We start from the raw sequence: 19561 nt of genomic DNA on the forward strand, positions 1-19561 counted from the left end.
CCAGTATCTTCATTGGTACTACGCTCACTCAGATAGTCTTCATGGGTTAAATACCATTGATCTAAGCATTTTGTGAACGTGGCTTTATCAAGCTTAGTTAAGTCTAAAGTGAGCCGTCTAAGCTCGATACTGGCACTGTTCTTAGGTCGACGAGTGAGATAGCGAGTTATTATTTGCACTTGATGAAACTGGCACATCTGGCAAGGGGTGTGGGTGAATAGCGTACGCAGTCCTCGTCTACCATCACAGGTGATGCTTTGTATATCAACGCCTAACGATACTAGATGATCAACACCTTGCTTGTAGGCACTGTTGGTTTCATGACCCACTATCGCGTAATAAAGTACGGCTTTAGTGGTATTGTCCATAAAGACCATTAAACCAAACTTGCGACCAAAGTAAGTGGTGTCCATGATGATATTAGCAGTCTTTGGTTGCTTAATCTGATACTGGGTACTGACTTTATCTAAGCGTCTTTGAATGGTCTTGAGACTACAGTGATATTTATCAGCCAGCTGTTGGTAGGTCTGTTTTCCCTGAGTGTATTCAGTCCAAAGGGTTTGGTTATTGAGTCTTTTTCCACCTAAAAACTGCCGTCTGCAAGCGAGACATTGATACTGCTGTTTGCCAAGCTTGCGTCCATTCTTCTTGGTGTGTTTATCACGACAAAAAGGGCAGTTTTTTGATTCATGGCGTTGATTCCTTGCAAATATAGACAGTATATAGCGTTAGACCATACGCCAGCATGAAAAATGTCCATTACACCGCGCTTACTATAGCGCGTTTTTTTATGGATGTAATACAGTGGTCTCAGCCTAGCTTTCTGGCGTCCAGCCTTGGGCGCGCTCATAGTCTTCATTATCCAAGAACTTATCACGCTGCTCGGTCAAGAATTTTTTGGCTTCAGGATCCATCATACTCAAATGGTTCTCATTGATGAGCATGGTTTGATGTTCTAGCCACTCTTTCCATGCCTTGTCAGAGACTGTTTCTTGTAGCTCTTGGCCTTTTTTATTAGGGAAGGGCGGATGGGGCATTTTTGGTAGTTCTTGCTTGTATTTGCGGCAAAACACGGTATTGTCTTGGGGATTAAAAGTCTCAGTCATCAGGCGTTCCTTATTTATTATATTAGGGCGTGTCATCAATTAGCCTATTCAGTCATTTAGCGGTCTTAAAATGGCTAAATCTTGTCAAACATCGTCAAAAACTTTGTGAATATACCGATATTCTCTGCAGTTTTTTCCTTGTTTGACTACCATTTATCTTATTTTAAGCCTCGCTATCTAAATGATGATATGCCCTAGCAGGCAAGTTAAATAATCGTATGAGTCTATGATAACGGTCTTGGTCAATTTAGCAAAGGGTATCTCGTGTCTCTTAACCAACAGACATCAATCTACAAGGCGTCATCCGTACATTCTACTTTTTTTCTGCTTTTATTGTTGCTGGTTTCATATGACGCCGAATGAGGCTGCGCGAAAAAGCGCGAATAGCGAATGGTTAATGAAATAAAAACACCCGCATCAATAGCGGGTGTCAGATATATAGCGATAAGTTAGCTCTGGCTGAAAAGGGTCTGATTAGGCAAAGGCTTTTAAGCGAGCACGGCCATTGACCACTGCTTGCTTGACTTGGTTTGGCGCAGTACCGCCCAGATGGTCACGGGCTGCTAGTGATCCCTCTAGAGTGAGATAGTCAAAGACATCATCACCGATGGCATCGCTGAATTGTTGCAATTGTGCCAAGGATAAGTCACTGAGATCAACGCCTTCTTTAATGCCTAGTGCGACCGCATTACCCACCACTTCATGAGCATCACGGAACGCAACGCCTTGACGTACCAGATAATCGGCTAAGTCAGTGGCAGTGGCATAGCCTTTCATCGTTGCAGCACGCATACTTTCTTTGTTTGGGACAATGTTGGGCAGCATATCAGCAAAGGCAAGTAGTGAGCCTGTTAGCGTGTCAACACAATCAAACAAAGGCTCTTTGTCTTCTTGATTGTCTTTGTTGTAGGCGAGTGGCTGGCTTTTCATCAGGCTAAGCAATGTCATCAGCTGACCAAAGACACGTGCCGCTTTACCGCGTACCAGCTCAGGCACGTCAGGGTTTTTCTTCTGCGGCATGATTGATGAGCCAGTACAGAAGCGATCGGGTATCTGCACAAAGTTGAACTGCGCTGACATCCACAGAATAATCTCTTCACTCATACGTGACATGTGCATCATCAAAATAGAAGCGGCGGAGGTGAACTCAATCGCAAAATCACGATCTGAGACCGCATCGAGCGAATTTTGACAAATACCTTCAAACCCTAGCAGCTCAGCGGTGATGGTACGATCAATCGGGAACGTCGTGCCAGCGAGTGCGGCGCTACCAAGTGGCATCTGGTTGATACGGCGACGGGCGTCAATCAAACGCTCGGTATCGCGATACAACATCTCAAACCACGCCATTACATGGTGACCAAAGCTGACAGGCTGGGCGGTTTGTAAATGCGTAAAACCAGGCATAATGGTATCGGTATGTTGATCAGCCAGGTCAAGCAAGCCACTTTGTAAGCGTATGAGCAGCTCGATAATATTATCGGTTTCTTCACGTAACCACAAACGAATGTCGGTCGCGACCTGATCGTTACGGCTACGACCCGTGTGTAGTTTTTTGCCAACAGCGCCTATAATATCAGTGAGGCGTGATTCGACATTCATGTGCACGTCTTCGAGGGCGATTGACCAGCTAAACTCACCTGCTTCGATCTCGCGTAATACTTGATGAAGACCGTCGATAATGGTGGTCACTTCATCAGCAGTCAAGATATCGCATTCTTTGAGCATCGTTGCATGGGCAATCGATCCTTGAATATCGTGACGAGCAAAGCGTTGGTCGAAGCCGACAGAGGCGGTAAAGGCAGCCACGAAGCTGTCCGTCGCTTCACTGAAGCGTCCACCCCACATCTGCTGGCCCTGAGTGCTGGTAGGGCTGTTTTGTGCATCTTTGTTTGTTACTGAGACATTCGTGCTAGAATCAGAAGCAGATGAACTTTTACTTGATTCGGGATTACTAAGGTTTGAAGAATTGGCGTTCATATTGGTACAAGACAAGTCAAGAGAGTAAGAACTCAAGTATAGCAAATGATGAGGTTGCCTTACTAGCTACGCGCTTAGAGTTTTTTATTCCAAAACTCATGGAGATCATGAGGCCTTTGCAGTGGCTGACATATATTGCTTTTTGGTCACTGTTTCTCACAGTGATTGAGCGGCATGGTCTGTCCAGTTGGTCGGACTTTATCATCAAGCTTGTTGCGCGAACCATACAAAACGGTTTGACCGTTATACCTGCATTATATTTGGTAGATTATCTGCGCCCTGTCTTCAAAAATGCCAGCATTCCGAGTGTGAGTGTGCGTATCGTCATGCTGATGATGTTTGCCGCTACGGTATCTATGGCTTTAGTCGTTTTGGTTTTGATTAATATGGGTTTGATGGAATATGATCGTCAAGCTTTTATGACCAATCTGTTTTTCAATACCGTACTGACGGGCGGTTTTACCATTATGTTTTTGCTGTACTTTTTGCGTAGCTACCGTGAGCTTAATGCGCTCAAGCTATCGTTTGAATACAAATTGACCGCACAGAATGACTTAATAAAAGCCCGCACCGCGCCTCACTTTTTCTTTAATACCATCAACACACTGGTCTCACTCATTGAGTCCAATCCGTCAAAAGCCTCTGCTTTATTACAAAACGTTTCGGTCTTATATCGTGCCAGTTTTAGCGGCGAACGTGAGATTAGCTTTGAAGAGGAGGTGGCGCTGTGCGAGCATTATCTAGCGATCGAGTCTAGCCGTTTGGCAGACAAACTCGAGGTCCATTGGGATTTGCCTGATGAAGATATTATGTATGATATGGTGATTACGGCGTTAACCTTACAAAGCGTACTGGAGAAAATGCTACTCAATGTGGTTGAGATGACCACTGAAACCATCCATTTTAATATTAAAGTCACTTGGGAGCAGCACAGAGTAGCTATTCAGATCGACGTGGAACTTCCTACAAAGACCTTAATCATTAACCATGATTTGCGTCAGCATATGGATTTTTATATTCAAGCGGATCGATTACGTGCGTACTTTGGTCAAAGTGCTGATATCCAAAGCACAGTTACTGGTAACCACATCACTACCATTATTGACTATCCCTTACAAGACGTCAGTTTATAATCTTTCCTCTTTTACCATTTTTTATGATGTTCTCAGACACTATATTCTTATTATAAGATGTTGTGGCATATTTATTGCATCGTCTTTTATATCTATATGGTTATTGCGATTTTTATCTGGCAATTATTGACAATGAATGGTTACTATCAAAAATATGATGCAGAAAATTTCACCATATTGAACTGGTCAGTACATTCGTCATACCATCGAAACATATTCAGTAGAGTTTGGGGTGGGAGCTTACATGCGTATTGTAGTTTGTGATGATGAGCCTTTAGCGCGTGAGCGTTTGGTCAGAATCGTACAGGAGTCAGGTCATGAGGTGGTTGCTCAAGCTACCACAGGGGCAGAAGCGATTGTCGCCGTAAAAACTCAGCAGCCTGACATTATATTATTAGACATTCGTATGCCTGAGATGGATGGGGTGCGCTGTGCCCAAGAGCTGGACAAACTTAATCATCCACCAGCCATTATATTTGTCACCGCTTACGATCATTATGCGATAGCGGCACTAAAAGCCAATGCAATTGGTTATTTATTGAAACCGGCAAATAAAGACGAGCTATTAGAAGCACTGAACAAAGCAAAAAACCTAAACGCGGCGCAATTGAATGAAATTCGCAAGCTTGCAAATCCAACGGCGCGTCCGATACGCGAGCATATTGCTGCTCGTACTCACCGCGGTGTAGAGCTGATTAAACTTAAAGATATCTATTATTTTGCGGCAGATCAAAAATACGTCAAAGTACGTCACAAAGATGGCATTGTATTGATTGATGAAACCCTAAAAGAGCTAGAGCGAGAGTTTGATGATCGTTTGTTCCGTGTGCATCGCAACGCTATTATCAATCTGAATTTTTTAGATTTTTTAGAAACCCTAGACGCTGGACAATATCAGATACGTTTTAAAGGAATCGATGAGACGTTGGCCGTGAGTCGTCGTCATCTGCCAGCCTTACGTGACAAAATTCAAAGCATGTAATAGGATGTTTTCAGAGCGACATAATCATCCCATATCATCAAACCCTTATTTATGCTTAAATAGGGGTATTTTTTTGCGCCAGCATTTACTATCTCTGATGTGAGTCGACCATTTTTTGTGGCAAGTTTTCCTAATCGCTTAGCACCAACTTAGCACTGACATTGTAGCATTTAGATTATAGTATCGAATTTATTGAGGCCCTTTATGAGCAATCCGCAGCAACCTGCTTTGACTACCTTAACCATCGCCACGCGACAGAGTCCTTTGGCTCTATGGCAAGCGGAGCATATTCGTGATCGCTTACTGGCGCTCTATCCTGAGTTGACAATTGAGTTACTAAAAATTGTCACTAAGGGTGACAAGATTTTGGACACACCATTGGCCAAAATTGGCGGTAAGGGTTTATTTGTCAAAGAGCTCGAGCAAGCATTATATAACAAGCAAGCAGATATTGCGGTACATTCGCTAAAAGACGTACCGATGCAGCTGCCTGAAGGCTTGACACTAGGTGTCTATTGCAAGCGTGCTTCACCAACTGATGCTTTTGTCTCAAATACTTATAATAGTATTGATGAATTGCCGCAAGGTGCAGTTGTTGGGACTTCAAGTTTGCGCCGTCAGTGTCAGATCAAAGCCTACCGCCCAGATCTACAGATCAAAACCTTGCGCGGCAATGTTGGTACGCGTTTAGGCAAGCTAGATGCAGGCGAGTACGATGCCATTATCTTGGCCACCAGTGGTTTGCAGCGTATCGAATTAGATGAGCGCATTCGCGGACAGCTAGATATTGATGCGTGCCTGCCAGCGGTGGGTCAAGGGGCTTTGGCGATTGAGTGCCGTGAAGGTGATGACGAGGTGTTGAAATTACTAGCGCCATTGAACGATGATAAAGCGCGTATTCGCCTTATCGCTGAGCGTGCGCTTAACCGTCACTTGGAGGGTGGCTGCCAAGTCCCGATTGCAGCCTACGCAGTGTTGCAGATGGCGGATGAAACCAGTGCGAATAACGATGACAATGGTGAAAACGGCAACAACGGCAACAACGATAACGGTAATGTATTGTGGTTACGTGGTCGAGTGGGTCAAGCGGATGGTAGTAAGCTGTTAAAAGCAGAAAAGCGAGTGACATTGGTTGGTACACAAGACGAGCAAGAGTCGCAGGCAAATCAGCTCGGTATTGATGTTGCCAATATACTACTTGCTGATGGTGCAGGGGCTATCTTGTCAGCGATTTATCACGCTGAGTAGCGTATTTACTTTGTCATACTGAGTCATTGATCCACATATCCACTGTTTGGTCGATGATTCAGTCCATTCTATAAGCCTTTTGTCGTGGTACATCTATGTCATCAACGTCAACTAAAGCTAGGTCTACTCATAAAAATCAATCCACTGATGGGTCGGTGCCAAAAATTGTCATCAATACGCGGCCGATAGCACGCGCTGCGCCATTGACGAATCATTTGCGAGCAGCAGGGTTCACGGTGGTTGAGATGCCGATGTTGACGTTGCAGCCGCGCCCAACGACTGGCGATGACCTAGCATTGATGCGTGCGTGGCTAGCAGGTGAATATAAGGCTCTGGTCATCATAAGTCCAACGGCGGCCACTTCGGGGTTGAATGTTTGGCAGTCGCTTGTGTACAGTGAGCATGACGATAGTAGTTATGCGCAACCGGACAATAAAGCAGCCAACATAGCTTCTGAAGCTTTGGTAGCCCCAAGTCAAATCATTGCAGTGGGTCAAGCAACCGCTACGGCATTGACTCAAGCCAATATAGACGCGGCAAACTACCAAGTACGACAGCCTGAAGTTGCCAATAATGAAGGTATGCTAGCAATGCCTGAGATAGAGCGTTTACAGGCGGGTGATAAGCTGCTGATATGGCGCGGACTGGGCGGGCGACGATTATTGGTCGATACTTTACAAGCACGCGGTGTACATATCGATAGTATTGCGTGGTATAAGCGTACGATGCCTACCGAGGCAATGACTCAGTATCAGCAGTGGCAAAAAGATTTTTTTGTATGTAATCAAACGACAAATACAACACCAAAGCAGGCAAAACCTATCGTCGTCGTGAGTAGTGGCGCTGCTTTTGAGCATTGGACGAGCATCGTCCAAGGTGCAAGAGAAAAAATGTCAGAACCAAAACGTAGTAATGACATAATGACTGATGCAAGAGATAATTTGCCACTCACGCTAGCGGACTTTTCTTATGTCGTATTGGGTGAGCGCTTAGCAAATATGGTTGCAGCGCAGCGCTTGAGCTATTGGCGTGTAGAGGATTTGGCGCCAGACACCATTCTTTCAGCCATCACTACCAATACTTAGGGCGTGTCCCTATTTTAAAAATGGTGATAAAAATGAGATAAATCACAGGCAAACAGCGTCAAAGATTTAGCCATTTTTATTCCATTTAGTGACAAACGTTTGAATTGGAGACATGCCCTAATTTTATAATTTCTATTTGATTTAAATATGTTTATACCTACCCATCACGGTACTGTCTTATGCCAATGAATTCTGAGTCTTTATCTAAGGATCCTTCTGCTATACAGCAGCGTCGGCAAGCAAATATCTTGCTGCTGCGGATGCAGTGGTTGGTCATTTTGCTGCTTATCGCGGCATTACTCTGGCTCTATATTAGTCAGCAGCGTTTTCAGCACAGTGTCAATGAGCGGTTGCAGAGCAATGAGCAGGTTGTCAGTCGTTTAAATGAGATGGACGATCGTTTATTTGCTATGAGCCAACAGACGCTACCAGAGCCTAGAGTCAAAGCCAGTAGCCAAGCGCAAAACCAGCTGGATTTACTACGTATTCAAATAAAAGCCGCTGACAGATTGCTAGCAGACAACAATGATAGTGCCGCGATCGAGTTGTTGCGAGGTTTGCATTGGCAATTGGCACAAAGCAGCAACGAGATTGCACCTGCATTGACCGTCGTAATCAAGCAAAGTTTGCTCAAAGACATCGAGCGATTACAAGCGCAAAGCTCACAACCTAGCCCATGGCAAATACAAAATCTTGCGATTCAAAACATCCAAGAGTTTTTGCATAGTCATGAGCGCCTCAGCAGCTACGAGGGTGCTGATATTCAGCGCCGAGAGCTAGTTGATGCTGCAACTGAGGGTGACCAGAAGCGTGCAGTAGCGAACCCGCCTGCTCAAACGTCAGCGCGTAACGATATGACATTAACGCGTAGACAACTGACGATTCATGAAGTCATTATGACGTTGAATCTGGCAAGTCAAGCGAGCAATATGCGCGAGCAGGATCAACTGATCAATTATTTGACCCAAGCGCGCAAACAGCTAAAAACCTTACTACCTAAATCATCGGTTAGCAATGGCAAAAACTCCGCGCAAGTTGGCGCCATTGGCATTGCTCCATCCGACAAAAAGCCAAAGGGTACGGACAACAACCTAGAGGCCATGCAGTCGCCAAATGATATACCAGAGGTCATTGCCTGGCTTGACCAACTGATTGTCAATGCTCCTAAGCCAACACCCTTGTTAACCACACAGATTTTGGATAAGCCACAACCCTAATCGATACGGTTCGAAACAGCTATATATAGACAACATGAGACACAAGGTAAGTTATGACCAATATGAGTGAAAAGCCAGATTTTATGTCTGAGGTAGCAATTGATCGACCTGAAGTACTGGCGCATTACCCAGTGATTCATTATCAGCCGATTCATTGGGGTGAGATGGATGCCTTTAATCATTTAAATAACGTGGTGTATTATCGTTATTCTGAGTCAGCGCGCATTGGTTATTTGCACGCGTTAGATATGTTCGATGGCAGTATGGTCACCGTCTTAGCACAGTCGAGCTGCCAGTATTTGCACCCAGTGACCTATCCTGATACTTTGTTATTGGGCGTTCGCTGTCAGCGTCTGGGCAATACCAGTATTGCGATGGAATATAGCTACTATAGTACAGCACAAAACAAAATCGTTGCGACCGCTGATGCCGTCGTGGTGCGTCTCGATAGTGATGGGAAAGGTAAGTTACCGTGGACAGCAGAAGAACGTGCGCGCTTACTGGCATTAGAGGCAAAATTTGGTCATACCCCTGAATATTAGAATAGGCTTTAGCTGCGTTGATGACCTATCTCGGATAGTGTTATATAACCATCAAAAATAAAAAAGGCACGCTAACATTATCGTAGCGTGCCTTTTTTCATGACTTTTCTCAGGCCATTTTCCAAATGGGTTTAGCTCTCTTGCGGTGCGTGCACAAAATCCACCACATTGAGATCAAAACCTGATAACGCATAAAACTTCATGGGCGATGACAATAGACGCATATCACGGACGCCTAAATGACGTAATATCTGTGCACCAACGCCGATACTGCGATAAGGCTGCTGGGTGATGGTCGATTGTGACTCATTGTCCAAGGCTTTATCTAACGCATCTCCTAAATCGATCGGCTGATGGTTGCCGACCCAAACCAAGACACCGCGCTCTGAGGCGCTAATCTCTTCTAGCGCTGATTGGACGCTCCAGCCGCTACGACCTGTCATGTCGTTTTTGGCGGCAAATAAATCACGCAGTGGATGAAAACCGTGGACACGTACGGTACTCACGCCTTCGCTCACATCTCCTTTTACCAAGGCGATATGAGTTTCTTCAGCGCCGAACTCGCGGAAACGGTGCAAGGTAAAAGTGCCATGTTCTGTTTCAAAAGGACGAGTTTCGATTTCCTCTACCGTTTGCTCATTGGCGATGCGGTAGTTGATGAGATCAGCAATGGTGCCCATCTTGATGTTATGCTCTTTGGCAAATATCTCAAGATCATCGCGACGTGCCATGGTGCCATCAGCGTTGATGATTTCCACAATCACCGCAGCAGGCTCTAATCCTGCCAGTCTTGATAAATCGCACCCTGCTTCTGTGTGGCCTGCACGGTGCAGGACGCCGCCGTTTTGTGCCATGATAGGGAAGATATGGCCAGGTTGTACGATGTCTTCTGGTTTGGCTGCCGAAGATACAGCGGCTTGAATGGTGCGAGCACGGTCAGCGGCAGAGATACCTGTGGTCACGCCTTCAGCCGCCTCAATCGATACTGTAAAGTTGGTGCTAAATTTCGCTTCATTGCGATCTGACATCAGCGGCAATGCCAATTGCTGGCAACGCGCTTGTGATAGCGTTAAGCATACCAAGCCGCGCGCGTGGGTAATCATAAAGTTAATGTCTTCAGGACGAACATGGGTCGCCGCCATGATGATATCGCCTTCGTTTTCGCGGTCTTCATCATCCATCAAGATGACCATTTTTCCGGCACGAATGTCTTCGATAATCTCAGGAATCGTATTTAAACTCATAGTAAATCTCAATATTTTATTATTAATAAATATGTGTGGTTTGTAATATAAAGGGTTGTCGGCTCATTGTAGCAGTAGTTGGTAACACGTGCTGTTGCTGTTGAGCAAATCGTTTGATCATCATAGCAACCAAATATGAAAATGTTTCATGATGCTTATTCATCATGACGATAGGTATTTTAACGGTTTTTGCCTCAGCGTGCTGACCCAAAGCTGAACTATAACGCTTAGTCTTTTAAAAACAGGGTTCAGTTTTACCAATAGTATATGCAACTAACTTTCAAACCTTTTGATCCAGTGGGTCAATAGATCAGTCGTTACTGGCCGCTTGGCTTTTTAGCCACGCCATAAACTGCTTGCTATGCTGTTCTCGCTGGTTATCGGCAAACTCATAAAAGCTCGTGCCTGCTAAGTTTTCTGGCAAATAGCTTTGAGGGTAGTAGTGATTGGGATAATCATGCGGGTAAGCATAACCTTGACCATAGCCTTGATTGCGCATCAGTTTGGTCACGCCATTGCGCAGATGTAGTGGTACTGGCGAGGCGTCTTTTTCTGCCAACGCCATCGCCGCGTTGATTGCTTTATACGTGCTGTTACTCTTTGCACTGGTGGCTAAATAGACCACCACTTGCCCTAAGATAATGCGTGCCTCTGGCATACCGATGGATTGCACGCTGCGCAGGGCTGCATCAGCGAGGAGTAGGGCGTTTGGATTGGCATTGCCAATATCTTCACTGGCTAAGATTACCAATCTGCGCGCGATAAAATCGGCAGGCTCACCGCCAACGAGCATCCGCGCCATCCAGTACAGCGCCGCGTCAGGATCTGAGCCACGCACTGATTTGATCATGGCTGAGATAATATCGTAATGTTGTTCGCCATCTTTGTCATAACGTACCAACGCGGTCTGCGCCACTCGGCTGACCAATTCATCATTGATAATAATCGGTGATTGCTTGGCATCCGCTGTTTGAATCGCTAGTTCTAATAAATTTAGTGCCTTTCTTGCATCACCGTGAGCCAGTTGACTGATGGTGTCTTGTGACTGCAAGTCGATGGTGAGTTTTTGGAGTATAGGGTCCTCCAAGAGTGCCCGCTGTAATACCGCACTGATTTGCTCAGGCGTTAATGGCTCCAAGCGGTACACTTGGCAACGTGATAAGAGCGCGTTATTCACACTAAACGACGGATTCTCTGTCGTGGCGCCAATCAGCGTAATATCACCAGACTCTACCGCGCCCAATAATGCATCTTGCTGCGCCTTATTGAAACGATGAATCTCATCGATAAACACCACTGGTGATTCAAATGCCAGTGAGTCTTTACTATCGAGCACCTCGCGTAACTGCTTGACCCCAGTATTCAATGCAGAAAGCGCATGAAAAGGTCTATTAACCGCATCCGCCAATAGCATTGCAATGGTTGTCTTACCGATACCTGCTTCGCCGTGCAAAATAATAGAGGGCAGATGCCCTTGTTCGACCAAACGCCGTAAAGGTGCGCCAGTGGCCAAAAGATGCTCTTGGCCAATAATAGCCGCGAGAGAAGCAGGGCGCATACGCTGAGCAAGAGGGGTGTCGGCATGAAAGTTAGGCGGCATAAGGTTCTCTATTGAAAAATTAAAAAACGGTCTATTGGCTAAAGTGGCGGCCATTGAGAGATTTTATAGTCAAATCTAAATAACGACATACTCGTCTATAGTTATCATTTCTATTGAAGTAAAAAGCGTTTGTTTGCTTGGCATGATTCTCGCAGCAACTTTACTATGACAATGAGTATTAGACATCAGAAGTTAAAGTAGGCTAATTTATAAGTAGGGTACTTGCTATAGATAATACACGCTAGGCTAACGCAAAAACATGTTAATGAAAGCTAACTAAGCGTATAGCTTATGTCCCCAGCACTTTATTTTTAATGATTCATCCTTATTAACGGTTCAATGGTAACGATCAGAATGGTTGACCAAACGCCATTTATTATCACTGCCCTAGCAAATATAAGGTATTACATTGACGATGTCTGGACAATCTCTCAAGCGTTTGTTGAATCGATATTCACGCAGCAGCGTAAAAAAGCAGCAGTCGCGTTGTCTGACAGTTGGTGAGATCGCGTTGGCACGCTCAGTGTTCGGTGACAGTATCAGATTAGATGAAGTGCGACTAAAAACCACTTGGTGGGTACTAAAAAACTACGCGGTGAGTCCAAATGGTCATATTTACTTTAATCCAGCCGATTGGATCACAGATTTTAGTGTGGCCTCGTTGGGCAAGCAAAGCTGGCTCATCCATGAGCTCACCCATGTGTGGCAGTTACAGCAAGGCTTGAAAGTGGTACGCGGTGCCCTTATCGATCGGCGATATGATTATGTGCTAGAGACGGGTAAGTCCTTTTTTAAATACGGTATCGAGCAGCAGGCGCGAATGGTTCAAGATTATTTTGTGCGCCGTCAAAAAGGACAGGATTGTCAGGATTTAGAAGCCTGTATACCATTTTTGACAGTGAGTGCTATCACTGACAAAAAACGCGCCAACAGCAATTTTACTGCTTAAACTGCCTCATAGTAAGCGAAAAGCCTACGTGCACCACCATTTTAGCTTTTTATATTTTTGCTTTATTAAAGGATACGTACTCTCATGCTTCGACTTTTGCCAGTAAAGCCTAATATTGATACTTTTGCTAGCTCAGCTCTGGCCGCAGTAGCGCTAACGGGCGTGCTATTTCTGACCGGCTGTCAGCAGCAAGCTGACGCACCGCCTGTACCAGATGAGGCTCAGACAACTGAAAAAACAAGTGAGGAAGACAGTCAACCTATGCAGCAAAGTGATTCTGCTGCGGCGCGTATAGAGCAGTTTCAGCCTATATACGTTGCGCAAGCGCAAGGGCTACAGCGTCGACTACAAGCAGAGTATGAGTCACTGCAAGCGGCAGATGCTTCAGATAGCGAAGAGTCGCTATTACTCAATGGAGCGACTAACGATTCAGCTACTCTTACAGAAAATGAGAATAGCGCCAATTCCGAACCATTACCAACTGATAGTCCAGTAGAAGCTAACGCTACCAGTGAGGAAGGTTCGGATGCAGAGATGAATACAAGTACCGAAGTGGGCGAGCGTGATCTGACTGTATTAAAGCGTATCAGCCTTGAGCCGCGCAAACCGATTATATTGACGGAAGAGCAGATCATCGAGCGATATCAGCAAACGATGGCAGCGTTATATCAGCCTGTGACTACGCCACTTAGTGCAGAGGATTCTGATACGCTGATCAATATAGCGACCTTAATACCTCAGCTGTTTGAGCATGCAGAGATTGCAGGAAGGGTCAGTGCAAAAAGCCCTGCGCTGGCTCGGTTGATTATTCAGCACCAAGTATGGGAGCAAATAGAAGCGCAGCAAGTGGTTGATATGCAGCAAATGAAGCAACAACAGCAGCAGGAATTTGAAACGCTCATGGCCAAATTCAACGATACGATTAAAGGATATGACGAGCAGATTGCCAAATATGAACAGACGTTAAAAGAGTTCCAATAGCGTATGACGTGATGGCGGTAGTCGCGTGCCAAGTATCGTATTTGCTATAGACTTTACAGACACAATAAAAAATCCCGCACGATGGCGGGATTTTTTATTGTAAAGATACTATTTTTGCTTACTTACGGTCTTCAACCTTGACAAAGTCACGGCGCGTTTCACCAGTATATAACTGACGTGGACGACCGATCTTGTATGGGGCGCTGTGCATCTCTAACAAATGGCTGATCCAACCTGAAGTACGAGCCAGTGCAAAGATTACCGTAAACATTGATGTTGGGATACCGATGGCTTTTAAGATAATACCAGAGTAAAAATCAACGTTTGGATATAGGTTACGCTCGATGAAGAACGGGTCTTCTAGTGCAATTTTTTCGAGTGCCATTGCCAATTCAAGCTTAGGATCGTTGACACCAAGTGCTTCTAATACTTCATCACAAGTCTCTTTCATGACTTTCGCACGTGGATCGAAGTTTTTGTAGACACGGTGACCAAAGCCCATTAGCTTCACTTCACGGCTTTTCACTTTTTCCATGAATTCAGGCACGTTTTCAACCGTACCGATTTCATCAAGCATCTCTAGTACAGCTTCGTTTGCGCCGCCATGAGAAGGTCCCCAAAGAGCAGCGATACCAGCAGCGATACAAGCATAAGGGTTAGCACCAGTAGAGCCAGCTAAGCGGACTGTTGATGTTGACGCGTTTTGCTCATGATCAGCATGCAAGGTAAAGATTTTGTCCATTGCACGAGTGATGACATCGTTTGTTTGATAGTCTACATCAGCAGGAGTCGCAAACATCATGTACAAGAAGTTCTCAGCGTAGCTAAAGTCGTTACGCGGATACATGAACGGTTCGCCCTGCGAGTATTTATAACTCATCGCCGCAAGCGTAGGCATCTTAGCAATCAAACGAATAGCTGTGATTTCACGATGCTCTTCGTTACTGAGGTCTAGGTTGTCATGATAGAACGCTGATAACGCACCAACGACACCAACCATAATGGCCATTGGATGCGCGTCACGGCGGAAACCTTCAAAGAATTTACGCAATTGATCATGAACAGCCGTATGTTCACGAATTTTTTCAAAGAAATCTGCCTTTTGCTCAGCGTTAGGTAGGTCCCCATTTAGCAACGCATATGCCACTTCTAGGTATTCAGCATTATTTGCTAACTCGTCGATAGGGTAGCCGCGGTGTAATAATTCGCCTTTGCCACCATCGATATAAGTAATTTTTGATTCAACAGGAGCAGTTACTTTAAAACCAGGGTCATAAGACCAAAATCCTGATTCTTGCAAAGCAGCAACATCGATAACTGGGCGCCCTAAAGTACCTTCAATAATAGGAAGTTCGTATTCTTCACCATTCACGGTTAGTTTGGCATTAGTGTCAGCCATAAATTGCTCTCCATTGTTTTTGATTTGTTAGAATAAAATTACTACAGACGCATACCTCACGTCGTTATCTGTCAAACGGCAAAATCCGTTTCACTCATTTAATACGCAAGGTATATTAGCAGCAATTACTTGTGATTTGAAAAAACTTTTATTGACCGTAGGTCCAATTGGCACGGCCTAGCGGTGGTTGTTCGCTGTAATTTTTGTATCAAAATATGTCTGATTGGTTATTTTGCGCCAAACTTTCTGTTTATCAAACATATTTACAACGTCAGTATTGACGTTATATTTTGGGGTTTGTCGCAAAAACGCAGCAGGATTTTCGCAAAAAACGAGGCTAAAAACAGACAGGGCAAGAGCAGTAGACAAGTTAAGTGTCGAGCATAATTGTCAGAGGTAAGCGTTTTCCACATTCAGTATTGCATATATCTATTCGTTTGTTAATTAAGTGTGTGCCTTTATTACTTTAGGGATAAATTTGTAATTATCGCCCAGTCATTTTATAATTGCAGGAATTGACTGGCACTAGCTTTGTGCGAATTGATAAGTGGTCATGATATAGTGTCGCCTAGAGCTTACTTTATACATGCTTATTTACGATTGTCTGGTGTTTTGATAAACCAAACCGAATTCTGTGGTTTAAATGTTCTTGTTAACTGCTCTATTTTTAGATGCTCAGCACCAGTATTTAGTGCTCAGTACAAGGTTTATTTTGATAGAGAAGACATATTAACGTTGTCTGGCTATTCATACGACCAATAAAAATAGACTGGTTAGTCGATCTTACTCATGTTTATTTTCTTTGTTGTATAATAGATAGGTTGTTTTGTAGGCCTGTCAGCTCGACAAGCGACACTAGACAGCTTATCAATACCTTATATACATGATTCTTTCTTCATATTTAGCACAAACTAAAAGAAGTCAGCTAGCTCTTCCTTACTTTATTCGTCTCGTGTGTTGCTCGATGCTCAACTGACACCATTTTTGTCAAGCGTTGATAGCAGATACAGGAGTATAACCGCAAAAAGGATGCCCGCTGTGAAAAGCAACCGACCTATTGATCTGCCTCTAAGCCAAGTGATTAGCGTTAATCGCTCACCGATCGCAATCGCCTCTATTTTGCATCGTATCTCTGGCATTATTTTATTCTTATTAATTCCTGTAATGTTATGGCTATTACAAAACTCATTGGCGTCGCCTGAGAGTTTTGAGACCGTATTTGACAACGTACTTGTGCGCTTTTTGGCATGGATATTTGTTGCCGCCATCGCATATCACTTCGTGATGGGTATCAAACATTTATTTGCTGATATGGGCATGAACGAAGAGCTAAAATCTGGCCGCACTGCCTCTATGGTCAGTTTTGTAATTGCAGCGATTTTAGTTGTCGCGTCATTTATATGGGTGATGTTCTAATGATTAAAAATGATTCAGGAATCAAAAGTGCTACTGGTCTGACAGGTTCAGGCTCACGCGATTGGATTATTCAGCGTATTAGTGCTGTTGTTTTAGCCGTTTATAGTGTGGTGTTGCTGGGCTTCTTTTTGACCCACGGCGATGTCACGTATCTTGAGTGGTCATCATTCATGACTAGCCTGCCAATGCGTTTATTCAGCTTAGTTGCTGTACTTGCATTAGCTGGCCATGCTTGGGTGGGAATGTGGACAGTATTTACTGACTATATTACGACAGGCAAACTAGGCTCAAGCGCAGCAGGTTTACGTTTAGTGCTACAGTCATTGATGATTATCGCTATTTTAGTATTTCTATTTTGGGGCATCATGATTTTTTGGGGTAACGGCTTTAGTGTTGTTGCTGTTTAATGATTGAGTGACCAGCTTTAGTATTGATATAAGTATCTATATATAACGGATGCGCGCAGCTGGTATGTCAGCTGATAGAGTAGTTTAAAAGTATCCGTTGATAGCCAAAAATAGTCATAGCATTGGACCAACAGCGCCTACTATTTAGATTGTCGCTGAATGAGCAACAAGGTTGAGCAGGTTTGGTTCAGTATAACGATAGATATGCAAATTAAGTGGTCAAAGACTGTTATATCATCTTCTTTAATGAGTGCATGTGATGGCCAGATAAAAGCCCTTAAACCTGTAATAAGAAGATTTTAAAACACGCTTTTCATTTACTTATAAGCATTAACAGGCATTAGGAAAACCGTAATGGCAACTAGACAAGACAATACCATTAGTAATATTAAGACCCTAAACTACGATGCAGTTATCGTTGGTGGCGGTGGTTCAGGTATGCGCGCTTCATTGCACTTAGCGGAAGCGGGTATGAAGGTTGCAGTCCTGACCAAAGTATTCCCAACACGTTCGCACACGGTTGCCGCTCAGGGTGGCATCGGTGCAAGTTTGGGCAACATGAGTAACGATAACTGGCACTTCCACTTTTATGATACCGTAAAAGGGTCAGATTGGTTAGGTGACCAAGATGCTATCGAGTATATGTGCCGTGAAGCGCCAAAGGTAGTCTATGAGCTTGAGCACATGGGCATGCCGTTTGACCGTAACGAAGATGGTACGATTTATCAGCGTCCATTCGGCGGTCATACGTCAAACTATGGCGAAAAAGCGGTACAACGTGCGTGCGCTGCTGCTGACCGTACAGGTCACGCATTGCTACACACGCTGTATCAGAAAAACTTACAGCAAGGTACTGAGTTCTTTATCGAGTGGATTGCGCTTGATTTGATCAAAGACGAAGCGGGTAACATCAACGGTGTTATCGCTCTTGAGCAAGAGACAGGTACTGTTGCGGTATTCCAAGCACCAGTTACTGTTCTAGCAACAGGTGGTGCAGGTCGTATCTTTGCCGCTTCTACCAACGCTTATATCAATACTGGTGACGGTATTGGTATGGCAGTTCGCGCTGGTATCCCACTACAGGATATGGAGTTCTGGCAGTTCCATCCAACGGGCGTTCATGGTGCAGGTGTACTATTGACCGAAGGTTGCCGCGGCGAAGGTGCTATCTTGCGTAACAAGGATGGCGAAGCTTTCATGGAGCGTTATGCGCCAACCGTTAAGGATTTGGCACCACGTGATCTCGTATCGCGTTCTATGGACCAAGAAATCAAAGAAGGTCGTGGTTGTGGCCCTAATGCTGACCATATCGTCATGGATATGACCCATTTGGGTGTCGACACTATCATGAAGCGTCTACCGTCAGTATTTGAGATCGGTAAAAACTTCGCCAACGTTGACATTACTAAAGAACCTATCCCAGTTATCCCAACCATTCACTACATGATGGGTGGTATTCCAACCACTATCCATGGTCAGGTAATCGTGCCGGATCTAGAAGCGGGTACTGATGAAGACGGTTTATATGCTAATGGTAACGTCGTTAAAGGCCTATACGCTATTGGTGAGTGCGCTTGTGTGAGTGTACACGGTGCCAACCGTTTAGGTACTAACTCACTACTTGATTTGGTTGTGTTTGGTCGTGCTGCTGGTAAGCACATTGTTGATGAGTTCCATCAAAACGATCATAACTACAAACCACTTGATCCGCATGTACTTGACATCACGGTTGGTCGTTTAAACAAATTGCAGCAATCAACATCAGGCTACAATGCACAAGACGTGGCTGATGAGATTCGCGCCACCATGCAGGCACATGCCAGTGTATTCCGTACGCAAGCCATGATGGATGAAGGCGTTGAGAAAATTTTAGCGCTGGGTGAGAAAGTCGAACAAATCCATTTGGCTGATAAATCACAAGTCTTCAACACTGCTCGTATCGAAGCGTTTGAAGTGGCAAACCTATACGAAGTAGCAAAAGCGACGATGGTATCAGCCGCGAGTCGCCACGAAAGCCGCGGCGCGCATAGTGTCTCTGATTATGATCGTCCAGAAGATGATGACTATGCACCAAACGGCCGTAATGACCACGATTGGATGAAGCATACTTTATGGTATTCTGAAGGCAACCGTATCATTTACAAACCAGTTCGCAAAGTGCCACTGACTGTTGACTATATCGAACCAAAAGTTCGCGTCTATTAATCCTAGACTATGCGCTCGATATAAACAGAAAGCTTAAACGTTTTATCCCTTATTCATTTATTAAAAA

General features: G+C 44.5%; 16 protein-coding genes and 1 pseudogene. 11 read left to right on the forward strand and 6 right to left on the reverse strand.

The window, feature by feature from the left end; genetic code table 11:
- The 3 genes and pseudogenes from AS194_RS02775 to argH form a co-directional block, all read right to left on the reverse strand.
- Nucleotides 1-413, reverse strand: a pseudogene (locus AS194_RS02775) (hypothetical protein); the annotation flags it as partial.
- 402 nt (nt 414-815) lie between these two features.
- Nucleotides 816-1106 carry an oxidative damage protection protein gene (locus AS194_RS02780; RefSeq protein WP_058023955.1) on the reverse strand — a complete coding sequence of 97 codons (291 nt, stop codon included), beginning with the start codon at nt 1104-1106 and terminating at the stop codon, nt 816-818.
- Between the two features lie 474 nt (nt 1107-1580).
- Complete coding sequence (gene argH, locus AS194_RS02785) at nt 1581-2954, reverse strand: argininosuccinate lyase (RefSeq protein WP_058023956.1); 1374 nt, start codon at nt 2952-2954, stop codon at nt 1581-1583.
- Between the two features lie 239 nt (nt 2955-3193).
- Here argH and AS194_RS02790 point away from each other — a divergent pair, with 239 nt between their 5' ends.
- The 6 genes from AS194_RS02790 to AS194_RS02815 all read left to right on the forward strand — a co-directional run bounded on the left by AS194_RS02790 (nt 3194) and on the right by AS194_RS02815 (nt 9293).
- Nucleotides 3194-4219: a histidine kinase gene (locus AS194_RS02790; RefSeq protein ID WP_227511560.1), complete on the forward strand. Its 1026-nt coding sequence runs from the start codon at nt 3194-3196 to the stop codon at nt 4217-4219.
- Nucleotides 4220-4463: 244 nt separating this feature from the next.
- A complete protein-coding gene (locus AS194_RS02795) occupies nt 4464-5201 on the forward strand; it encodes a LytR/AlgR family response regulator transcription factor (protein WP_058023958.1) in 738 nt (245 codons plus the stop codon).
- A gap of 204 nt (nt 5202-5405) precedes the next feature.
- Nucleotides 5406-6449, forward strand: a complete 1044-nt coding sequence (hemC, locus tag AS194_RS02800) for a hydroxymethylbilane synthase (RefSeq protein WP_058023959.1) — start codon at nt 5406-5408, stop codon at nt 6447-6449.
- Nucleotides 6450-6544: 95 nt separating this feature from the next.
- Nucleotides 6545-7534: a uroporphyrinogen-III synthase gene (locus tag AS194_RS02805; protein ID WP_058023960.1), complete on the forward strand. Its 990-nt coding sequence runs from the start codon at nt 6545-6547 to the stop codon at nt 7532-7534.
- Between the two features lie 179 nt (nt 7535-7713).
- Complete coding sequence (locus AS194_RS02810) at nt 7714-8751, forward strand: hypothetical protein (RefSeq protein ID WP_058023961.1); 1038 nt, start codon at nt 7714-7716, stop codon at nt 8749-8751.
- A 53-nt stretch (nt 8752-8804) separates the two neighbouring features.
- A complete protein-coding gene (locus AS194_RS02815) occupies nt 8805-9293 on the forward strand; it encodes an acyl-CoA thioesterase (RefSeq protein ID WP_083499576.1) in 489 nt (162 codons plus the stop codon).
- 131 nt (nt 9294-9424) lie between these two features.
- Here AS194_RS02815 and ribBA read toward each other — a convergent pair whose 3' ends face one another.
- Together ribBA and AS194_RS02825 are read right to left on the reverse strand one after the other, a co-directional pair.
- Nucleotides 9425-10537 (reverse strand): bifunctional 3,4-dihydroxy-2-butanone-4-phosphate synthase/GTP cyclohydrolase II, encoded by a 1113-nt coding sequence (ribBA, locus tag AS194_RS02820; RefSeq protein ID WP_058023962.1) that lies wholly within the window; start codon nt 10535-10537, stop codon nt 9425-9427.
- Between the two features lie 310 nt (nt 10538-10847).
- The gene (locus tag AS194_RS02825) at nt 10848-12137 is read right to left on the reverse strand and encodes a replication-associated recombination protein A (protein ID WP_058023963.1); all 1290 of its coding nucleotides are present in this window, start codon (nt 12135-12137) and stop codon (nt 10848-10850) included.
- 415 nt (nt 12138-12552) lie between these two features.
- Between AS194_RS02825 and AS194_RS02830 the strand changes: the two genes are divergently transcribed.
- Complete coding sequence (locus AS194_RS02830; RefSeq protein ID WP_058023964.1) at nt 12553-13086, forward strand: hypothetical protein; 534 nt, start codon at nt 12553-12555, stop codon at nt 13084-13086.
- 84 nt (nt 13087-13170) lie between these two features.
- Nucleotides 13171-14067, forward strand: coding sequence for a hypothetical protein (locus AS194_RS02835; protein WP_058023965.1), 897 nt, complete (start codon nt 13171-13173; stop codon nt 14065-14067).
- A gap of 118 nt (nt 14068-14185) precedes the next feature.
- Here AS194_RS02835 and gltA read toward each other — a convergent pair whose 3' ends face one another.
- Nucleotides 14186-15466, reverse strand: a complete 1281-nt coding sequence (gene gltA / locus AS194_RS02840) for a citrate synthase (RefSeq protein ID WP_058023966.1) — start codon at nt 15464-15466, stop codon at nt 14186-14188.
- A 1029-nt stretch (nt 15467-16495) separates the two neighbouring features.
- On the opposite strand from gltA, the gene sdhC reads away from it, so the two are divergent.
- The 3 genes from sdhC to sdhA all read left to right on the forward strand — a co-directional run bounded on the left by sdhC (nt 16496) and on the right by sdhA (nt 19494).
- Nucleotides 16496-16882, forward strand: coding sequence for a succinate dehydrogenase, cytochrome b556 subunit (gene sdhC / locus AS194_RS02845; protein ID WP_075105828.1), 387 nt, complete (start codon nt 16496-16498; stop codon nt 16880-16882).
- Between the two features lie 20 nt (nt 16883-16902).
- Complete coding sequence (gene sdhD, locus AS194_RS02850; RefSeq protein WP_227511562.1) at nt 16903-17289, forward strand: succinate dehydrogenase, hydrophobic membrane anchor protein; 387 nt, start codon at nt 16903-16905, stop codon at nt 17287-17289.
- A 354-nt stretch (nt 17290-17643) separates the two neighbouring features.
- A complete protein-coding gene (sdhA, locus tag AS194_RS02855; protein WP_058023968.1) occupies nt 17644-19494 on the forward strand; it encodes a succinate dehydrogenase flavoprotein subunit in 1851 nt (616 codons plus the stop codon).
- The last annotated feature ends 67 nt before the right edge of the window (nt 19495-19561 follow it).

Origin of the sequence: Psychrobacter piscatorii (assembly GCF_001444505.1) — a bacterium.
Lineage (GTDB): Bacteria > Pseudomonadota > Gammaproteobacteria > Pseudomonadales > Moraxellaceae > Psychrobacter > Psychrobacter piscatorii_B.